Below are 17953 nucleotides of genomic sequence, written 5' to 3' on the forward strand. Positions count from 1 at the left end.
CTCCTTCACTCATCTTTCTAATCAATTAATTCCTTCGAATAATCCTCACCAAACCACTCTACTAACAACTCACTCACTGTTCCGTCTTCAATGAGTTCCTTAATTGCCCCATCCACTTTATTTGCTAATTCTTCATTCGTTTTCTCAAACATAAAGAAAATATCTGTAAACAACAATTCATCTCCTACAATTTTTTGCTGTGCGTCCGCTTCCTTATTATTAATAGCTACGGAAAATGGGAAGCTAAAAATCGCATCGATGCGCCCCGTCTTTAGTTGATTCAGCATATCTGGTCCAGAGGTAATAAAGGTAAGCTCTGTATCGAAATTGTGCTCCTCTTTATACTTTTCGAAAAATAAAGCTGCATTACTTGTTGGTGAAAGTCCCACCTTTTTGCCATTTAAATCGTCAATTGATTGAATCTCTGTATTGCCTTCATGCACAACTACATGTAATGGCACTGCATTGTAAGGCTGCTGATTAAATAAAAACTTTTCCTCACGCTCAGGGTTTTTCGCCATATTATGTGCAATCATATCAATTTTATTTGTTTCTAAGCTTAATAGTAGGTTTGAAAAATCCATCGTTTCGAATTTAAAGGATACGTCCTCTAGCTTTTCATCAATCGCCTTTAATAACTCGATATCATAACCTGTTAAATTGCCATTTTCATCAATAAAGCAAATATTTAACATTTGATTCCCTGTACCAATCAAAATCTCCTGCACTGTATTCTTGCCATCTTTCGCATCCGCTTGATTGCCACAGCCTGCTAATAAAGCTGCTGCCGCAATAGGCGCCCATAGCCATTTTGTCAATCTCTTCATATATAAATACCCCTTTTCTAATATACTGCCAGCTGAAGTGGACTTAATAATTCAATAGAACGGAATCTACTAGCATGTTCTCGAATAGGATTATGAAGTATAAATTCTTCTACACCTGCCGCATGAAGCTGTTCAAATTTCTCTCTAATTTTATCCACTGTACCGAAAATAACAGGTGATTTTGTTCGTTCTACCGTGTATTTTTTTCCAGATTCTTTACCAAAACGCTCAGCTGTCTCCTCACTTGTCAATGTATACGTTCGATCATTCTCTACATGCACTTTATAAATATCGGTATCTGTTGCTAATCGCTGTGCCTCTTCCTCCGTATCTGCCGCAATAACAGCTACGCCAATAGCAAAATTGCCTTTAGGTGAAATCTCCTTATAGCTCTGCAATGCCTCTAATAGCACTGCTTCATCACTATTAATAAATTGCGCAAATACATAAGTAATGCCTAATGTTGCCGCATGTTTTGCGCTATCAACACTGCCTCCTAATAATATTAATTCAGGCTGAATACTCGGAATTGGTTGCGCTAAAATTTCACCATTTCCTTGAACATAGCGTTGCAACGCTTCCACTCGCTGTGGGAAGTCTTTCGTATCACTTAATGCATTATATTGCAATGCCTTCGTCGCCTGCGGCAATCCTCCTGGGGCTTTGCCAATTCCTAAATCAACTCTCCCTGGTGCAAGATTTGCTAATACATTGAAATTTTCTGCTACTTTATACGGACTATAATGCGATAACATGACACCACCCGAGCCAACACGAATATGGTTGGTCTTTGCCAAAATATAGGATACAAGCACCTCTGGCGATGAACCTGCCACCTCTGTCGCTTGATGATGCTCTGACACCCAAAAACGCTTATAGCCTTGCTGCTCTGCAAATTGCGCTAGCTCCACTGTGCGAAGCAGTGCATCTCGTGGCGTATCCCCTTCTAGTACAGGGCTTTGGTCTAAAATAGATAGTTGATACATCGTCATCTCTCCTTAAATCTCATACGTTAATTCAGGTGTTAAACGCTGTAAGAATTGGCGCGTACGCTCATGCTTTGGCTTTGTAAAAATTTCCGATGGTGTGCCAGACTCTACAACAATGCCACCATCCATAAACACCACCTGATTGGATACTTCACGCGCAAAGTTCATCTCATGTGTCACAATAATCATCGTAATGCCTTCCCTTGCAATTTTTCGCATAACATCCAAGACCTCTCCGACCAACTCTGGGTCTAAAGCGGACGTCGGCTCATCGAATAAAATGACTTGCGGATTCATCGCCAATGCTCTCGCGATGCCTACACGTTGCTGCTGCCCACCTGACAATGCGCTCGGATAAGCATCCGCTTTATGAGAAAGCCCTACTTTTTTTAACAGTTCCAGCGCCTGTTCCTTTACCTCCTTTGCCTCTCTTTTTTGCACAATGATTGGACCTTCCATAATATTTTCAAGCACTGTTTTATGCTGAAATAAATTGTAGTTTTGAAAAACCATCGCCGTTTTTTTACGCAAATCGAGTATATCTTTTTTAGTAGCAGTTTTCGCATCGACTGATAACTGGTCAATCGTTACCATGCCGCTTGTTGCTTTATCTAAAAAGTTAATACAACGGAGCATCGTCGTTTTCCCTGAGCCACTCGGACCTAGAATGGATACGATGTCTCCTTTTTGCACTTCTAAAAAAATCCCTTTTAGCACTTGGGTTTTACCAAATGACTTTTCGATATTTTCTAATCGAATCATCTGATTCACTCCTTATACAAGTTGTTTTTGATAGACGCTCGGTTTATTGCCAATACCTAAATGCTCTCTTAAAGTGGCCGTTTCATATGCTTTTTTATAGTAGCCGCGCTGCTGTAGAATCGGCACAACCTGTGTTACAAAGTCCTCCAATGCATTCGGTACCCCCGATGCAATAATAAAGCCATCCGCTGCTCCTGCTTCCAGCCATGCAATCACTTCATCTGCTACATCCTCCGCTGTCCCAATAAACGTGCCTTTCGGTGTCGCCTCCCGGATCGCTACTTCATATAATGTTAAGCCCTCTTCTTTTGCATATTGTTTAATGCGGTCCGTCGTTGATTGGAAGCTATTTTTCCCGATGTCTCCTAATTCAGGGAACGGCGCATGTAAATCATATTGTGAAAAATCGTGATGGTCGAAATAGCGACCCAAATAGGCTAATGCCTTCTCTGGCGAAATCAGCTCAGCAATTTCCAAATATTTTGCCTCCGCATCCTCCTTTGTTGCCGCAATAATTGGTGAAATCCCTGGGAATACTAATAACTTCTCAGCATCGCGACCATTTGCTGTTGCCGACGCCTTTAATTTATCGTAAAGTGCTTTATTTTCTTCAATTGAAACACCACCTGCAAAAATTGCATCGGCTTCCTTCCCCGCAAAGGCGATGCCTGCTGCTGATGAACCTGCTTGGAAAATGACTGGCTCCCCTTGTTTAGAACGCTGTATATTTAAAGGTCCTGCAACTTGGAAATACTTCCCCTTATGATTCAATGTGTGTAGTTTTTCTGTATCAAAAAATTCATCTTTCACTACGTCATATGTGAATGCATCTTCCTCCCAAGAATTCCATAGCCCTTTCACAACTTCTAAGTATTCTGCAGCAATTTCATAGCGCTCTGCATGTGACGGATGTTCTGCCGCTGTTTTTCCATAATTCAAAGCGGAATTTTCAAGGGGTGTCGTTACGACATTCCATCCTGCGCGTCCATTGCTAATTAAATCTAATGATCCAAGCTGACGTGCTACTGTAAATGGTTCACTATAGGAGGTTGAAATCGTTCCTACCAAGCCAATATGCTTTGTTGCAAGGGCTAACGCAGATAAAATCGTCACAGGCTCAAAGCGATTTAAAAAATGTGGCAACGATTTTTCATTAATGTATAAGCCATCTGCGATAAATACAACATCGAATAAACCTTGTTCAGCCGTTTGTGCCTGCTTAACATAGTAGTCTAAACTAACGCTTTGTGCAGGATTTACTTTTGGATGTTTCCAAAGTGACATATGTCCACCTACACCATGAATAATTGCACCAAAATGAACTTGTTTTTTCACCATTTTCACAAACACCTACAATTCATATTTATTTAGTAGGTTTACTATACTTTCAATTTTCATTTTACGCAACTATAATTTTAAAATTTCTTAATTTTAAATTTTTTATGTTTTTAATTTATAGAATATAAGGAAAAAAGAAGAAACTGTACGAAAAGTGGCTGAATTGGCTACTTTTCGTACAGTTTCATGAGATTCAAACTAAGTGTGTCTGTGAATTTAAACAATGAATCACTTTTCTTCCATTTTTCAATTCAAGTATATGTAACCCCGTATCCCCTGTATGGAACAGGCATTGCTCCTCTACTGTTTTTCCTAACAACGTGTTTAATAAATGCAGCAATGTGCCACCATGTGCAACAATTGCTACACATTCTAAATGTCCATAATCATGTAAAATAGTGTGTAAAGCCTGCTCTACACGATAACGAAATTGCAATTGTGATTCGCCACCTTCAATCGCTACATGCAATGGACGTCCACCTTCTGGCAATGGATATTTAATTAAAGCCTCCTTGCGAGATAATCCAGCTAATACGCCATTGTTATATTCCATTAAATCGTCGTTTACAATGAAGTCGCACTTGCAATTTTCCTTTAAAATATTTGCCGTTTGGTACGCCCTTTGCAGAGGACTTGTTATGATGGCATCCACTTGATAACGCGCTGTAATAAAATGGGCAAGCTTTGTCGCTTGTTCTACACCTAGCTCCGTTAAAGGAAAATCCGCTCTCCCTTCATGCACTTCTAAAATGTCTGCCTCTGATTGCCCATGCCTGATTAATAATAATTTCATCGACACTCCCCCTACTATAAACAAACATACTAATTTATGTATTAAAAATCATTATATTGTAAAGAATTTATAAAATAAAAGCAAAAACATTGACCCTATAGTTACTATAGGGTTTACTCTATATTATAGTCTAATTTTATAGTAGGAGAAATTTTTTATGTTTGATAGAAATTCAAAAGTCACCTTAAGTATTTTATTAGTAAATTTATTTATCGCATTTCTAGGTATCGGCCTCGTCATTCCTGTTCTTCCAACAATTATGAATGAACTAAATATAAGCGGCTCTGTTGTCGGTTATATGATTGCAGCCTTCGCTATTACCCAGCTCATTATCTCACCAATTGCTGGGAGATGGGTAGACCGATATGGTCGTAAAATTATGATTGTTATCGGGTTATTTATTTTCGGCTTCTCTGAGTTTTTATTCGGTCTGGGAACAACCGTATCTGTTCTTTTCATATCTCGTATGCTTGGCGGTGTTAGCGCAGCCTTTATCATGCCTGCTGTAACAGCATTTATTGCAGATATTACAACGGTTGCTACACGCGCGAAAGCGCTTGGCTATATGTCGGCAGCAATCAGTACAGGATTTATTATCGGGCCTGGCATTGGTGGATTTTTAGCAGATTTCGGTACACGTATACCATTTTATGTAGCAGGGGTTCTAGGAATCATTGCAGCAGTTTGCTCCATGCTATTATTGAAAGAGCCAACGCGTGCGGAAGTAGAAAATGCGGAGCAAGCAGAGGAGCAAAAATCAGGTTTCCGTCGCATCTTTGTACCAATGTATTTAATCGCCTTTCTAATTATTTTCATTTCTTCGTTCGGATTGGCTGCCTTCGAATCGCTATTTAGTCTTTTCGTTGACCGTAAATTCAGCTTTACCCCAAAAGATATTGCTATCGTTATTACAGGTGGAGCAATTGTTGGTGCAGTTGCACAAATCGTATTATTCGATAGGCTAACAAAGCGTTTCGGTGAAATTGCCGTTATTCGTTACTCGTTAATTTTCTCGACAGTGCTTGTCTTTGTTATGACAACAGTTAGCTCATATATGGCCATTCTACTTACAACATTTTTAGTATTTGTTGGCTTTGATTTAATCCGACCTGCCGTTACTGCCTATTTATCGAAAATCGCAGGAAATGAACAAGGCTTTGTTGGTGGTATGAACTCTATGTTTACGAGCCTCGCTAATATTTTCGGCCCAATTATTGGCGGCGCCTTATTTGATGAAAACTTCAACTATCCATACTATTTTGCAGCACTAGTGCTAGGTATCGGTGTTATCATCACAATGTTCTGGAAAAAGCCAAAAAACTATAGTAGTTACTAAAACCTCAAAAGCTTGAGCTGTTTCTAATTTTTCAGCTCAAGCTTTTCTTATTCCCAAAATAACAAGAAAAGGTAAAAAGCAAGAAATCCCTGCGTTATACTTAAATATAAAACACAACAGAATGCAAATTTCCTTTGCACTTTTTATGAATGATTTATATTATGACAGCTTCAATACATACAACAACCATCATCTACTGACGATTATGCTGTTAGTGTACCGTTGCAAAATATGACCCCTAGTCATTGCAAATACCGCTCATGCCATTAGCAGAATGATTGCTGTTAAATGCAACCGTCATAAATGGATGAAAATAGCTGTAGGAAAAGTAGCAAGTTCGCTCGTATTTCCTACAGCCTCCCATTATTTTATTGAACTTTAATTACTACATCCTCAGGCTTTGCGACACCTTCAATAAGGCCATTTTTTTCGCCATTTAAGTATTCATCAAACAGCTTTTCATATTCACCATTTTCTTGTAACTTTGCTAACCCCGCGTTGATTTTCTCGACTAGCTCCGGTTTCTTTTTATTAACTGCTATACCATAATATTCACCAGCTAGAATATCACCCACGATTTCTGCATCTGTTGTTTGTGTCGTAATATAGTTAATATTAGAAGGGTTGTCATATAAAACCGCATCAATACCACCTGTATCTAATGAACTATACGTCGTGCTAATATCTGCATATTGCTTAATATTGCGATCTTCAACACCGTTTGCAATTAAATAATTATAAGATGAAGTACCTTTTTGGATACCTACTAACTTTCCTTGCAAATCATCAAAGCCTGTAATACCCGAATTAGGTTTCGCTAAAATCGATAACCCTGATTTATAATAAGCGTTTGAGAAAGCAACGTTCTCTAAACGTTTATCTGTAATTGTAATTGCACCAACTACTACATCAATTTGACCTGCAATTAATGCTGGTACAAGTCCATCAAATTGCATAGTCGAAAACTCTACTTCGAAACCTTCTGCCTCAGCAATTTTTTTGATTAATCCAATATCAAAACCAACTAGCTCACCATTTACATCACTTTCAAAAGGTGGATAAGTAGGACTTGTTCCTACTTGTATTACAAGTTTATCAGAGCTACCTGTTCCTCCAGATCCTTCCTCTGACTTCCCTTCACCACATGCTGCTAATACACCCGCGACTAAAACCGCTAAAAACAATAATGCTATCTTTTTCATAAAAATCCCCCTATAATTAATAAAATTTTGATTTGCTACTGGATTTAACAACCTTTACTGTCCATTACAACACTTTTGATAAGAAGTCTTGTGTACGTTTTTCTCGCGGATTATTAAAGATTTCACTAGGCGTGCCTTCTTCAACTAAAAAACCACCATCCATAAACAATACGCGGTCTCCTACTTCACGTGCAAAGCCCATTTCATGTGTGACAATCACCATTGTCATGCCTTCACGAGCTAAGTCACCCATTACTTTTAATACTTCACCAACCATCTCTGGATCTAGCGCGGATGTCGGCTCATCGAACAGCATTACTTTTGGCTGCATCGCTAAAGATCTGGCAATCGCAACACGTTGTTGTTGTCCACCTGATAATTGATGTGGGTAATGTTTTTCTTTATCAGGTAAGCCTACTTTTTGCAATAATTCTCGTGCGAAGCTCTCTGCCTCTGCTTTATTCTTCTTCAATACTTGAATTGGACCTATTGTTATATTTTCTAATATCGTTAAATGTTCAAATAGATTAAATTGTTGGAAACACATACCTACGTGCTGTCTTAACTGCTGAATATTTGTCTTCGGATCCGTTAATTCCATTCCAACAATCTCTATTTTTCCTTGATTCGACTTTTCTAAGCCATTTAAACATCTTAAAAAAGTGCTTTTTCCACTTCCAGAAGGACCAATCACTACGACTACTTCTTGAGGATGGATATGTGCATCAATTCCTTTTAAAATCTCCAAATCACCATATGATTTATATAAATTCTCAACGCGTATCAAGTTTCATCCTCCTCTCAAGGTAACCCGCAAGCTGGGATACACTAAATATAATGATAAAATAAATAATTCCTACCGCTACCCAAATGGCAAAAGGCTCAAACGTTGTCGAAATAATAATTTGTCCTCTATACACTAAATCGATAATACCAATTGGTGCTAATAAAGACGTATCTTTAATCGCTTGTGCAGACTGATTCACTAACGGTGGAATCATTCGTTTGAAAGCCTGCGGTAAGATAATAAAACGCATAATTTGAAATTCACTCATCCCTATACTTTCAGATGCTTCTCTTTGCCCTTTATTCACACTTAAAATCCCCGCACGAATAATTTCAGAAATATAAGCTCCTTGATGCAAAGCAAGTGTTAATGTTGCAGCTATAACTGGATACGACCTTTGTCCAAACCACTCGCTCATCGGCAAAATACCAGCTAATCCAAAAACAATAAAAAACAACTGTACTAATAATGGCGTAGAACGAAAAATTTCTACATAAACTGAGGCACTTATTTTCAATACTTTCGATTTAGATAGCTTCATTACAGCAACAACTAACCCGATAATGACTGCTAAAACAATCGAAACGACCGAATAATAAATTGTATACTTTAATCCTTCTAAAAGCTTAGGTAGATTATCTATTATTACATTCATAGCTTCTTCTCCAACTCCCATCGCAATATTATCAAACTAAAAGAAAGCGCTTACTTATATTCCTTATTTATACAAGATCAATTACGCCTCGGCGTAATTGCGTCCAGATTTTTTGAGCTCGCTCAAAAACTCCTCTTCAAAATCTGTGACATCCGCCAGAGGCTTTAACTTCTTTCAGTCGGTGGTTGAACACCCGCTGAAGCAAGTCTAATACTGTCATTCACCTCGATACCTATAGAGATGGAAGACTTCTGTACCTGACGCTACGCTTTCGGTACAAAAACATTGCTGAAAGAAGTTAAACTAGACTTTTTACTAATGTTTCAATAATTACTGGCATCTCTTTAAATGCGCTATCCACATGCAATCTTTCTGTTTTTTGATGGGCATCTTTTCCAAACGGCCCTACATTTAATACAGGGCTTTGTAAAGCAGCCATTTCTTTAAATGGAATGCTATATGTTTCTCCCCATACTGGCGTATTCTTTTCAAATGCTGTCCAGTCTCCTGATGTATCAGAATAATTAACATAGCTTAAATCGCATATCCCATTAAAGTAATGAATTTGTTCGATTTCAATATCAAATGTTTTCGCTGTATTCTGCACTAATTGAATTGCATCCTTGATTAGCGGATGGTCTGATGAATTAATTGCTGGGTAATAAGGTGGTGCGTATAAAATAACTGTTGCTGGTGCTAACTCTTGGCAACGAATCATTAATTGGTCGACTATGCGAATCGATTTCTCTCGATCATCCCATTGTTCACTTTTAACAACCTGCCTTTTAATAGAAGCAACCTCATCTTCTCCTAATTTTTCATTCGCGTATTGTAATAATGCTTCATAGCGCAGCACTTTTACAGCACCGACCCCATTTACTTGCTCACGTTCACAAATCTTTGCATAATGCGCGTTGCAAGCTGCCATCGCCTCATTTGCTACTTGCTCAAATAAGTCCATAATTTCCGTCGCTGTACGCTTCAATAAAAACACATTGTAAAGGGCAGCTGCACGATAGGGTGTTTGTGTTGAATATTCCATCTTTAAATCCTTCAACTGAAGCGAAACAGGTAGCGGTGTTTTTTCACCTAAATCGCTCTCACGGAAAATAGGATTCCACTCCATATACTGCGTCATATAAGAACCGATGAAGCTAGCTGTCATTCCTTTTAGCGGCTCGCCTACATGCGTTTCCTTCCCATAAAACAAGGCGGCTGGCATAATCTTTCCTATTGTTCCTGAATACGCATACTCTTTAATGTCTGTAGGATTTTGCGAGAAGGATGGTTCACTATTTAAAAACAATTTATATGTTAAACCGTATTGCTCACGTAATCTCACTAGTTCAACTACGACAGCTCGCATACCAGCAGAGTTTACTTCCTCATCTGGTACAGCAGTTAAAAGTAGATTGATTGGCCAATTTTCATTGCTTGCTTTTTCAATTAATTGCATATGCAACGCTAAACCCATTTTCATATCCATCGTGCCACGACCGAATAAATAGTTACCTGATTCTAAATCCACTTTAGCCACTTCTGGCAAATCATTAAAATATTTTGGTTCCTTTAGCTTTTGTGTTAGTTCTTCAGGGGAAAAAGCAAGCGGCTCTAATTCTCCGTATTCCTCTGTATGCACTGTATCAAAATGGCTAATTAATACGATTGTTTCTGTTGCTGCTGGATGTTTATAAAGTGCTGTGACCGCATTGCGTCCAAGACCTGCATCATGTAACTCGATATATTCACTATGCTCTTTAAAATAGGGCAACTTCTGTAACTTATCACGTAATTTATAAGCAAATTCGTTTTCCCCTTCTGTTAATGTTCGACTATCCCATCCCACAACTTCACATAATAATGCGCGTAATTTCTCTGGTGTATTCCAAAAATACTGACTCATCAATTTTCTCCCTTTCCACTACTACCATTCATCGTCATCTTCCTTTATTGCCATAGCAACAGACAGTAACCACACATCTCCAAATCAACTTTTCCGCCAAACGGAATTAATTTCTGTTAAACGGAAATATCATACTTTGAAATATAATAGTAAACGATTATAATGTCAATATATTCTGTTTTTTTCATGTGCACTGAATGAATAAATTTTTTATAGAAAGATAACTACAAGGCTTGATGTGTTAATGTAGAATTAATCTCAATCTAGTAAAACGAAAAGGTGTTGTTAATATTATGCAATTATTAGAAAGATGCGTGAAAATCGCTAAGGCACTAATGTCCTCTAATACGCACAACGGTTTATCTATTTCTGATTTAGCCCAAAAATGTGACTTACCAATTAGTACATTACACAGAATTTTACAAGCGATGATTCAACAAGGTATGGTTGAACAAAATAAACAAACAAAGCACTATCATATTGGAACAATTTGGATGGAAATCGGTCTACAAATATATGACTCAATAGATTTTATTAATGTAATCCGTCCTGAGTTACAGCGCTTATCAAAGGAGGTTGGGGAAAGTGTCTATTTAAGCAAAATGTCAGGCACAGATACAATTATCATTGAACGAATTGACAACATCTCTAACCCTATTCGCATTTATGATCCGTTAGGTATTCGGATTCCAATGCATATCGGTTCAGGCAATAAAGCTTTACTCGCTGCAATGTCAGATGAAGAAGTAACAAATATTTTAAGCCAGCTCGTCACACTAGCGGAAATGGAACAACTGAAGAAACAGCTTATACAAATAAAAGCGCAAGGCTTTGCTGTCAGTCACGGAGAGTTTACTAAAGGAACATCAGCTGTTTCAGCCGTCGTTTATAATGGATTTAATGATATTGAAGGTGTTGTAACCATTGATTTTGTAAGCTTCAATGTATCAGAAGATCATATTCAAACATTAGCAAATCGCGTCATGGACACAGCTAAACGAATTTCTTTAAAACTTGGCTATAAAGGAGTCGTCTGAAAAATCATCTTCAGATGGCTTCTTTGCATAGTGACAATTCATTGTAACTATCGTGGGAGCACGTGTTGACTGTATCGAAAGCGCAGCGTTAGATACAGTAGTTTTTAGCAAATACGCTACGGTTTTCTGAAAGAATCTCATCTACTATAGAAACACAGATATTGGCGTATAATTTTAAAATCAAAAAGCTATACTAGTTAGTAAAATGCGACAGCCTTGAGCCACTTCCCAATTTGCAGCTCAAGGTTTTTATGAGGAAAAAATATTTAAAATAAAACTTGAAAAATGCAAGATATTTCTGCATTATTATAAATATAAGGTACAATAAGGTGCAAATTTCCTTTGCATCGTATTCTATTACATTAAATTAAGGGGGATTTTCATTATGACAAAAACAGCTCAACTTATTACACAAACCGAGAATTTCGGTGCAAATAACTATCATCCGCTACCGATTGTTATTTCGGAAGCAGAAGGTGTATGGGTAAAAGATCCTGAGGGTAATAAATATATGGATATGTTATCTGCTTATTCAGCAGTTAACCAAGGTCACCGCCATCCAAAAATTATTGAGGCATTAAAAAAGCAAGCGGATCGCGTAACATTAACATCACGTGCATTCCACTCAGATCAACTAGGCCCTTGGTATGAAAAAGTAAGTAAATTAACGAATAAAGAAATGGTCTTACCAATGAACACGGGTGCTGAAGCAGTTGAAACAGCCATTAAAACAGCACGTCGCTGGGCATATGACAAAAAAGGTGTTGCAGAGAACCAAGCGCATATTATCGGCTGTATCGGCAACTTCCACGGTCGTACAATGGCAGCGGTTTCTTTATCTTCAGAAGCAGAATACCAACGTGGCTTTGGTCCATTATTACCAGGCTTTAGCTTAGTACCTTACGGTGATATTGAAGCATTAAAAAATGCTATTACACCAAACACAGCAGCATTTATCGTTGAGCCAATTCAAGGTGAAGCAGGTATCATCATTCCACCAGCAGGCTTCTTAAAAGCAGCAAAGCAATTATGTGAGGAAAACAATGTATTGTTTATCGCTGACGAAATCCAAAGCGGTCTTGCACGCTCTGGTAAAATGTTTGCCTATGAGTGGGAAGATATTACACCAGATATTTTAATCTTAGGTAAAGCACTAGGCGGCGGTGTGTTCCCAATTTCATGTGTTGTAGCAAATCGCGATATTTTAGGCGTATTCAACCCAGGTTCACACGGTTCAACATTCGGTGGAAACCCATTGGCATGTGCCGTATCACTTGCAGCACTTGAGGTACTTGAAGAAGAAGATTTAGTAGCACGCTCACAAGGCTTAGGCGACTATTTCCAAGAAGCACTTCGCCAAATCGAGCACCCTGCTATTAAAGAAGTACGTGGACGCGGTCTATTTATCGGCTTAGAATTACACGAAGCAGCACGTCCATACTGTGAAAAACTAATGGAGCGCGGTTTATTATGTAAAGAAACACACGATACAGTAATTCGCTTTGCACCACCATTAGTGATTACAAAAGAAGAGTTAGATTGGGCAATCGACCAAATTAAAGCAGTATTTTAAAATGCTGTCGGAAAAGCGAGCTAACATGGTGCTTTTCCGACAGCTTTTGTTTATTTCGACTAATAACAAAATTCTTCTCTTTTGCTTATGGACACATGACGATAACTCTTGGAACTAATTAATTAAAAAATAAAGAATCCCATTCTTTTAAGAACTTGATTCTTTACTCTTTTTCCCACTATCAAACAAATATCTTAAGATCAAAAAAACTATAAAAAACGCCAATGATTGTACAATATTTTCTCCCCATAAAATATCTCCTGTCCTTCGATAATCGAAGAAAATAAAGCTAGCCAGTAAAAGGATAAATACAGGAATTAAAATTAAAATTCTTTTCACCTACCCCCCACAATTACACATATAATGTTTATTTGTTATTTTTAAACATAATTCATAACTCTTTAAAATATTCATGATTTATATATCCAAACTCAATTTTCCCTTTTCAACTTCCTATACAAGAGTGCAATATAAAAAATATATAGCACTGTAATACCTATACCTATAAACAATTGATTGCTTAAATCATTTAAACTAAAGGCTAATACCATATACAAAAACACAAGTGCTACGATTCCTGTCCAAGCTGAGCGAATCAATTTTTCTTTCGTGTTTAAATTCCAGTAAAAAAATTTCATATACATCCCTCCTTGTATAGTAGGATTAAGGTAGTTTTTCAATCAAATACACATACCTTATTTTACCTAAAAAGGAGTATTAAATCCAGTATTTTATAAAAAAGAAACTTACTAGGTACTCATGCTTTACGACTTCGTATAAATGCCTCCAATGCCCCTGTCCCAATCAATACCCCGACAATAATCAACAAACAGCCAACTATTTGATTGACACCAACAGGCTCTTTCAGTAGAGTTGCTGTGCCTAGCAAGCTAAATAATGTGTTGAAATTACCGAAAATCGCTGTTTCCGCTGCGCCTATTTTGGCAATAGCCGAGTTGTAAATAACATGCCCAACAGCTGTTGCGAAAATTGCTGATACTAATAATAAAATGATGGCCTTTGGTGCAACGGTTGTAAATGCGATAAATTGTGAAGGCTCTATCATCAATGCGAGCAACAATAGCACTAATGAACCGCTCAGCATCATATAGCCTGTTAACACAACTGGATTTAATGTTTTTGATGTTTTACTAATAACTAAAAAGCTAAAGGCTTGCGCTAAAATAGATAGGAAGATGAATAAATCTCCTAGCGCTACGCCCGTTATCCCCTCACCTCCGCGCATAACAGCCATTATGACGCCAAATGCACCAATAACAAAGCCAACAAAGCGCTTCCAACTCATTTGTGTAAAGCCGAAAACAATCGCTAATATCGCTGTTAATAAAGGGCTGAAGCCTAAAATAATACTGCCTTTAACAGCGGAGGTATTTGCTAAGCCAAATGCTAGCAGGCTATGGTGCAGCACGACACCTAGTATGCTGGCAGACATAATGCCATACACTTCGATGCGGGTAGGTTTTTGCAGCTTTTTTAAAAGAGCTAAAATCCCGACAACTGTTATCCCTGCGATAAAAATGCGCACAGCCGTCATTGTTAATGGGCTAAAATAAGAAACTAATAGCTTTAATGCAACGACATTTAACCCCCAAGCTAACATAACAATTAATAACACGAGGTAAATTTTCGCTCTTCCCATGCCCTTTTTCCTTCTTTCTCTTCCTGAAATCTCGTACAATTAGAAACATCTTAACATACGAACTACTTAATTTTCATAGGGAGTGATTTATTATGATTAAAACACTTTTTATTACAGGCTATCGACCGCATGAGCTCGGCATTTTTAATGACAAGCATCCAGGTGTCGAAATTATTAAAAAAGCGTTGGAAAATAAATTGCGACAGCTTCTTGAAGACGGTTTAGAATGGGTTATCGTTAGCGGACAGCTAGGGGTTGAGCTGTGGGCAACAGAGGTTGTACGTGCATTGAAAGAGCAATACCCCACGTTGAAATACTCTGTTATTACACCATTTTTAGAGCAGGAGAAAAATTGGAATGAGCAGAAGCAGGGGCAATATCAAAAAATGATTTTACAAGCAGATTTTGTTACGAGCGTAACGAAGCGGCCTTATGAGGCACCGTGGCAATTTATCGAAAAGGATAAATTCATTATTCATAATACCGACGCGATGCTACTCGTTTATGATGAGGAAAATGAAGCTTCCCCCAAATATGTGCTGAATCTTGTAAAAAAATATATGGAGCAGCATGGCAATTATGAGCTTTTCACGATAAATGCTTATGATTTGCAAATGATTGCAGAGGAAATGCAGCAGGACAATTGGTAGTATATACGCCTTTAAAATTTTGATATAATACAGGCAAAGTAACATACTTAGGAGGCGCTCATTATGATGAAATTAGAAATGATAGTCGAACAACAGCCGATCCACATTTCACACGACACATATCGCAGAGAATGTCGCTATACACGCGGTATCCATATCCCTGCTGATGAGTTCTCACAAATTATGAAACTCATGGCAGAGGATACTAAATTATATTTTGAGTTTCATAATGTAGCAAAAAAAATTGAGCCTGGTAGTTATTTGAATGGACACTCAAGTCTTGCAAGACAAATTGATGAGTATTATAAAAAAATGAAAAACACCGAAATAATCGGAATTAATAATGGACAAGATTTTTATGTGAAGCTAACGTAAAAAAGGACATAAAATACGCCAGATACATAAGCAATACTACATGCTTGTGTATCTGGCACCCTAATAACTATCTTCCTGCTGCGGTTTGAATTTCATAAAATGCCCAATGTGCTGGTGTCACATCTGTAAATACTAGACCCTCTACATTTGTAGTAAGCTCTAATTCAAATAAATCATTCAATATGCTGACTGCCTGTGCCCGTGTTACTGAGCCGTTTGGATTGAATGTATTTGTATCTACTCCTGACATAAAACCTAGTGCACTTATTTTTCTAATCGCGGGCGCAGCCCAATGATTTGCTGCTACATCACTAAACACCTTTTCGGTGCTGATCTCCTTACAAAATGTTGCAGCAGCATCCACCATACAATGCGCATCAATCCATCGCACTACTACTGCTGCCATTTGAGCACGTGTTATCGAGCCATTTGGATTGAAGGTTGTAGATGTTGTGCCATCAAATAACCCAATAGACCGTACATATTCAATGGCATCTTTTGCTCCATGTCTTTCCGCATCCACAAATGTTGCATGAGCTTCTGGCACCGTGTTGTTTGTTAAATAGCGGGCGAACATACTTGCGATTTGTGCGCGTGTTACAGACGCATCAGGTAGGAAAGTGCCATCTACATACCCGCTAATATAGGGCTCTCGCTCATTTGTTTCAGCTATTATCTCTTCAGGTACATACAAAATAGCAAATGTAGAAAACTTACTTACTTCAAATTGTATACCCGGTGTATTGTCATCAAATGCTACAATCTGTCCGTTAATCAGCTCATTTGTACCATCACTATGCTCAATATAAATTATTAACTGCTCTAGCTGATGCTGCATTAGATCCATTGGTAACGGGAGTGTTAATGTTACAGGGCGATTTTGTAAGTTTGTTTCGATCGTCATTGGACGCCCTAGCATTTCTACTGTCATCGTACCTGCTAAACGTCTCACTTGTTCTTCTACTCTTGCGCGTTCTTCAATTATTTGCTGTTCTGTCTGTGATTTAACGGGTATTACACGGAAGTACAAATCTTCTTCTAACATGCTAAAAGAATCCTTATCTACGCTAATTTTAACATCCCGTGTCTCCATCACTAGACTTATATCATTATCATGTAACAATAAAACAATATTGTTTGTGATAAACACATCAACTTGGCGTACCTTATCCTCTATATCTGGCAACATCATGTAGACTGTATTTGCATTATTTTCTCTTAATTTTGCTAGTATTTCTATCATGCTTTGTTCCGTTAATGTAATCGTGTCATGTAGTGTACCATCTGTATTCTCTATTCTTTGCATTACTATTTGAGAAATAGTAATTCCATTGCCTATATTCATATTAATTGTAAGTGGTGGAGTGCTGACATTATTGATTTCTTCGCTAAAAATAGGCGAAACAAAGTTATTCGCTCCTTTTACTATAACCGTAAAGACTTTTACCTCTGTCACATTCCCTTTACGAATCGTTGCTGTAAGTGTAACACTACTATCTCCACTAACTGGTCGTATCACCATACCGTTATTCTGAATAATAGATGGATGACTGGATACCCAGCTGATGGTCGTATCATGTAATCCTGTCGTTGCTAATTGTAAAGACTGGGTTACATTGAACATATTATCTCCTGGCGCATAGCCAATCGTTAAAGCATCCTTTGCACTAATTACAGCATCCATTAACGAATATATTAGTATTTGTGCTACATCACTTGTGACTGTTGCTACCTTCACACCGCTCACATTATTATTTGTATTTTTAACAACTACATAATAATATATTGTACCTGCTGTGTCTGTCGGTATCGTGTATGAAGCACTTGTCGCCCCTTGAATCAGTGTTCCATCACTTGAATTATTTATTGTATTACTAAACCACTGGTAGCTTAAAGTTCCGCCATCACTAATACTAGCATCTACTGATAATGTAATATTTCCACCTTCATCCACAGTAGCACTTAGCGGCTGTGTATGGATTACGGGTGTCGCTGCATGCATTGATGAATCTACTGTAAAACTCACTTGAATATTTTCATTCAAACCTCCATCGGCTGTAAATGTC

General features: G+C 37.9%; 17 protein-coding genes. 5 read left to right on the forward strand and 12 right to left on the reverse strand.

Features of this window, described 5'->3' with window-relative positions:
* Positions 1–17: 17 nt before the first annotated feature.
* The 5 genes from C9J34_RS02845 to C9J34_RS02865 form a co-directional block, all read right to left on the reverse strand.
* A complete protein-coding gene (locus tag C9J34_RS02845; RefSeq protein ID WP_107838344.1) occupies positions 18–827 on the reverse strand; it encodes a transporter substrate-binding domain-containing protein in 810 nt (269 codons plus the stop codon).
* 17 nt (positions 828–844) lie between these two features.
* Positions 845–1813 carry an LLM class flavin-dependent oxidoreductase gene (locus C9J34_RS02850; RefSeq protein ID WP_338016184.1) on the reverse strand — a complete coding sequence of 323 codons (969 nt, stop codon included), beginning with the start codon at positions 1811–1813 and terminating at the stop codon, positions 845–847.
* A 12-nt stretch (positions 1814–1825) separates the two neighbouring features.
* Positions 1826–2578, reverse strand: coding sequence for an amino acid ABC transporter ATP-binding protein (locus C9J34_RS02855; RefSeq protein ID WP_107838346.1), 753 nt, complete (start codon positions 2576–2578; stop codon positions 1826–1828).
* Positions 2579–2590: 12 nt separating this feature from the next.
* Positions 2591–3916: an LLM class flavin-dependent oxidoreductase gene (locus C9J34_RS02860; RefSeq protein ID WP_107838347.1), complete on the reverse strand. Its 1326-nt coding sequence runs from the start codon at positions 3914–3916 to the stop codon at positions 2591–2593.
* Between the two features lie 193 nt (positions 3917–4109).
* On the reverse strand, positions 4110–4709 hold the full coding sequence (locus tag C9J34_RS02865) for a histidine phosphatase family protein (RefSeq protein ID WP_107838348.1): 600 nt from the start codon (positions 4707–4709) through the stop codon (positions 4110–4112).
* A 157-nt stretch (positions 4710–4866) separates the two neighbouring features.
* On the opposite strand from C9J34_RS02865, the gene norA reads away from it, so the two are divergent.
* Positions 4867–6045, forward strand: a complete 1179-nt coding sequence (norA, locus tag C9J34_RS02870) for a multidrug efflux MFS transporter NorA (protein ID WP_107838349.1) — start codon at positions 4867–4869, stop codon at positions 6043–6045.
* Positions 6046–6413: 368 nt separating this feature from the next.
* Here the strand turns inward: norA and C9J34_RS02875 are convergent, their stop codons facing one another.
* From C9J34_RS02875 to C9J34_RS02890, 4 genes are all read right to left on the reverse strand, one after another.
* The gene (locus C9J34_RS02875; protein ID WP_107838350.1) at positions 6414–7247 is read right to left on the reverse strand and encodes a basic amino acid ABC transporter substrate-binding protein; all 834 of its coding nucleotides are present in this window, start codon (positions 7245–7247) and stop codon (positions 6414–6416) included.
* A 64-nt stretch (positions 7248–7311) separates the two neighbouring features.
* On the reverse strand, positions 7312–8034 hold the full coding sequence (locus C9J34_RS02880; protein WP_107838351.1) for an amino acid ABC transporter ATP-binding protein: 723 nt from the start codon (positions 8032–8034) through the stop codon (positions 7312–7314).
* Positions 8021–8689 carry an amino acid ABC transporter permease gene (locus tag C9J34_RS02885; RefSeq protein ID WP_107838352.1) on the reverse strand — a complete coding sequence of 223 codons (669 nt, stop codon included), beginning with the start codon at positions 8687–8689 and terminating at the stop codon, positions 8021–8023. Before C9J34_RS02885 ends, C9J34_RS02880 begins: the two co-directional genes overlap by 14 nt.
* Positions 8690–8987: 298 nt before the next feature.
* A complete protein-coding gene (locus C9J34_RS02890) occupies positions 8988–10592 on the reverse strand; it encodes a M20/M25/M40 family metallo-hydrolase (protein WP_107838353.1) in 1605 nt (534 codons plus the stop codon).
* Positions 10593–10885: 293 nt separating this feature from the next.
* On the opposite strand from C9J34_RS02890, the gene C9J34_RS02895 reads away from it, so the two are divergent.
* Together C9J34_RS02895 and C9J34_RS02900 are read left to right on the forward strand one after the other, a co-directional pair.
* Positions 10886–11629: an IclR family transcriptional regulator gene (locus tag C9J34_RS02895; protein ID WP_107838354.1), complete on the forward strand. Its 744-nt coding sequence runs from the start codon at positions 10886–10888 to the stop codon at positions 11627–11629.
* A gap of 385 nt (positions 11630–12014) precedes the next feature.
* Positions 12015–13202, forward strand: a complete 1188-nt coding sequence (locus tag C9J34_RS02900; protein ID WP_107838355.1) for an ornithine--oxo-acid transaminase — start codon at positions 12015–12017, stop codon at positions 13200–13202.
* Between the two features lie 431 nt (positions 13203–13633).
* Here the strand turns inward: C9J34_RS02900 and C9J34_RS02905 are convergent, their stop codons facing one another.
* Positions 13634–13840 carry a hypothetical protein gene (locus C9J34_RS02905; protein WP_107838356.1) on the reverse strand — a complete coding sequence of 69 codons (207 nt, stop codon included), beginning with the start codon at positions 13838–13840 and terminating at the stop codon, positions 13634–13636.
* A gap of 119 nt (positions 13841–13959) precedes the next feature.
* Positions 13960–14862: a DMT family transporter gene (locus C9J34_RS02910; protein ID WP_107838357.1), complete on the reverse strand. Its 903-nt coding sequence runs from the start codon at positions 14860–14862 to the stop codon at positions 13960–13962.
* Positions 14863–14954: 92 nt separating this feature from the next.
* Between C9J34_RS02910 and C9J34_RS02915 the strand changes: the two genes are divergently transcribed.
* Together C9J34_RS02915 and C9J34_RS02920 are read left to right on the forward strand one after the other, a co-directional pair.
* On the forward strand, positions 14955–15512 hold the full coding sequence (locus C9J34_RS02915) for an SLOG family protein (RefSeq protein ID WP_107838358.1): 558 nt from the start codon (positions 14955–14957) through the stop codon (positions 15510–15512).
* 63 nt (positions 15513–15575) lie between these two features.
* Positions 15576–15887 (forward strand): hypothetical protein, encoded by a 312-nt coding sequence (locus C9J34_RS02920; RefSeq protein WP_107838359.1) that lies wholly within the window; start codon positions 15576–15578, stop codon positions 15885–15887.
* A gap of 67 nt (positions 15888–15954) precedes the next feature.
* On the opposite strand, the gene C9J34_RS02925 is transcribed toward C9J34_RS02920, so the two are convergent.
* Positions 15955–17953 (reverse strand): S-layer homology domain-containing protein (locus C9J34_RS02925; protein WP_107838360.1); only part of this gene is annotated, 1999 nt, incomplete at its 5' end.

The sequence above is a fragment of the Metasolibacillus meyeri genome, assembly GCF_003049505.1.
GTDB classification, from domain to species: Bacteria; Bacillota; Bacilli; order Bacillales_A; family Planococcaceae; genus Metasolibacillus; species Metasolibacillus meyeri.

What these genes read in the sequence shown, in the direction of transcription:
- C9J34_RS02845 (WP_107838344.1), bottom strand. Translation starts at nt 827, where the DNA reads ATGAAGAGATTGACAAAATGGCTATGGGCGCCTATTGCGGCAGCAGCT.
- C9J34_RS02850 (WP_338016184.1), bottom strand. Translation starts at nt 1,813, where the DNA reads ATGTATCAACTATCTATTTTAGACCAAAGCCCTGTACTAGAAGGGGAT.
- C9J34_RS02855 (WP_107838346.1), bottom strand. Translation starts at nt 2,578, where the DNA reads ATGATTCGATTAGAAAATATCGAAAAGTCATTTGGTAAAACCCAAGTG.
- C9J34_RS02860 (WP_107838347.1), bottom strand. Translation starts at nt 3,916, where the DNA reads ATGGTGAAAAAACAAGTTCATTTTGGTGCAATTATTCATGGTGTAGGT.
- C9J34_RS02865 (WP_107838348.1), bottom strand. Translation starts at nt 4,709, where the DNA reads ATGAAATTATTATTAATCAGGCATGGGCAATCAGAGGCAGACATTTTA.
- norA (WP_107838349.1), top strand. Translation starts at nt 4,867, where the DNA reads ATGTTTGATAGAAATTCAAAAGTCACCTTAAGTATTTTATTAGTAAAT.
- C9J34_RS02875 (WP_107838350.1), bottom strand. Translation starts at nt 7,247, where the DNA reads ATGAAAAAGATAGCATTATTGTTTTTAGCGGTTTTAGTCGCGGGTGTA.
- C9J34_RS02885 (WP_107838352.1), bottom strand. Translation starts at nt 8,689, where the DNA reads ATGAATGTAATAATAGATAATCTACCTAAGCTTTTAGAAGGATTAAAG.
- C9J34_RS02890 (WP_107838353.1), bottom strand. Translation starts at nt 10,592, where the DNA reads ATGAGTCAGTATTTTTGGAATACACCAGAGAAATTACGCGCATTATTA.
- C9J34_RS02895 (WP_107838354.1), top strand. Translation starts at nt 10,886, where the DNA reads ATGCAATTATTAGAAAGATGCGTGAAAATCGCTAAGGCACTAATGTCC.
- C9J34_RS02900 (WP_107838355.1), top strand. Translation starts at nt 12,015, where the DNA reads ATGACAAAAACAGCTCAACTTATTACACAAACCGAGAATTTCGGTGCA.
- C9J34_RS02905 (WP_107838356.1), bottom strand. Translation starts at nt 13,840, where the DNA reads ATGAAATTTTTTTACTGGAATTTAAACACGAAAGAAAAATTGATTCGC.
- C9J34_RS02910 (WP_107838357.1), bottom strand. Translation starts at nt 14,862, where the DNA reads ATGGGAAGAGCGAAAATTTACCTCGTGTTATTAATTGTTATGTTAGCT.
- C9J34_RS02915 (WP_107838358.1), top strand. Translation starts at nt 14,955, where the DNA reads ATGATTAAAACACTTTTTATTACAGGCTATCGACCGCATGAGCTCGGC.
- C9J34_RS02920 (WP_107838359.1), top strand. Translation starts at nt 15,576, where the DNA reads ATGATGAAATTAGAAATGATAGTCGAACAACAGCCGATCCACATTTCA.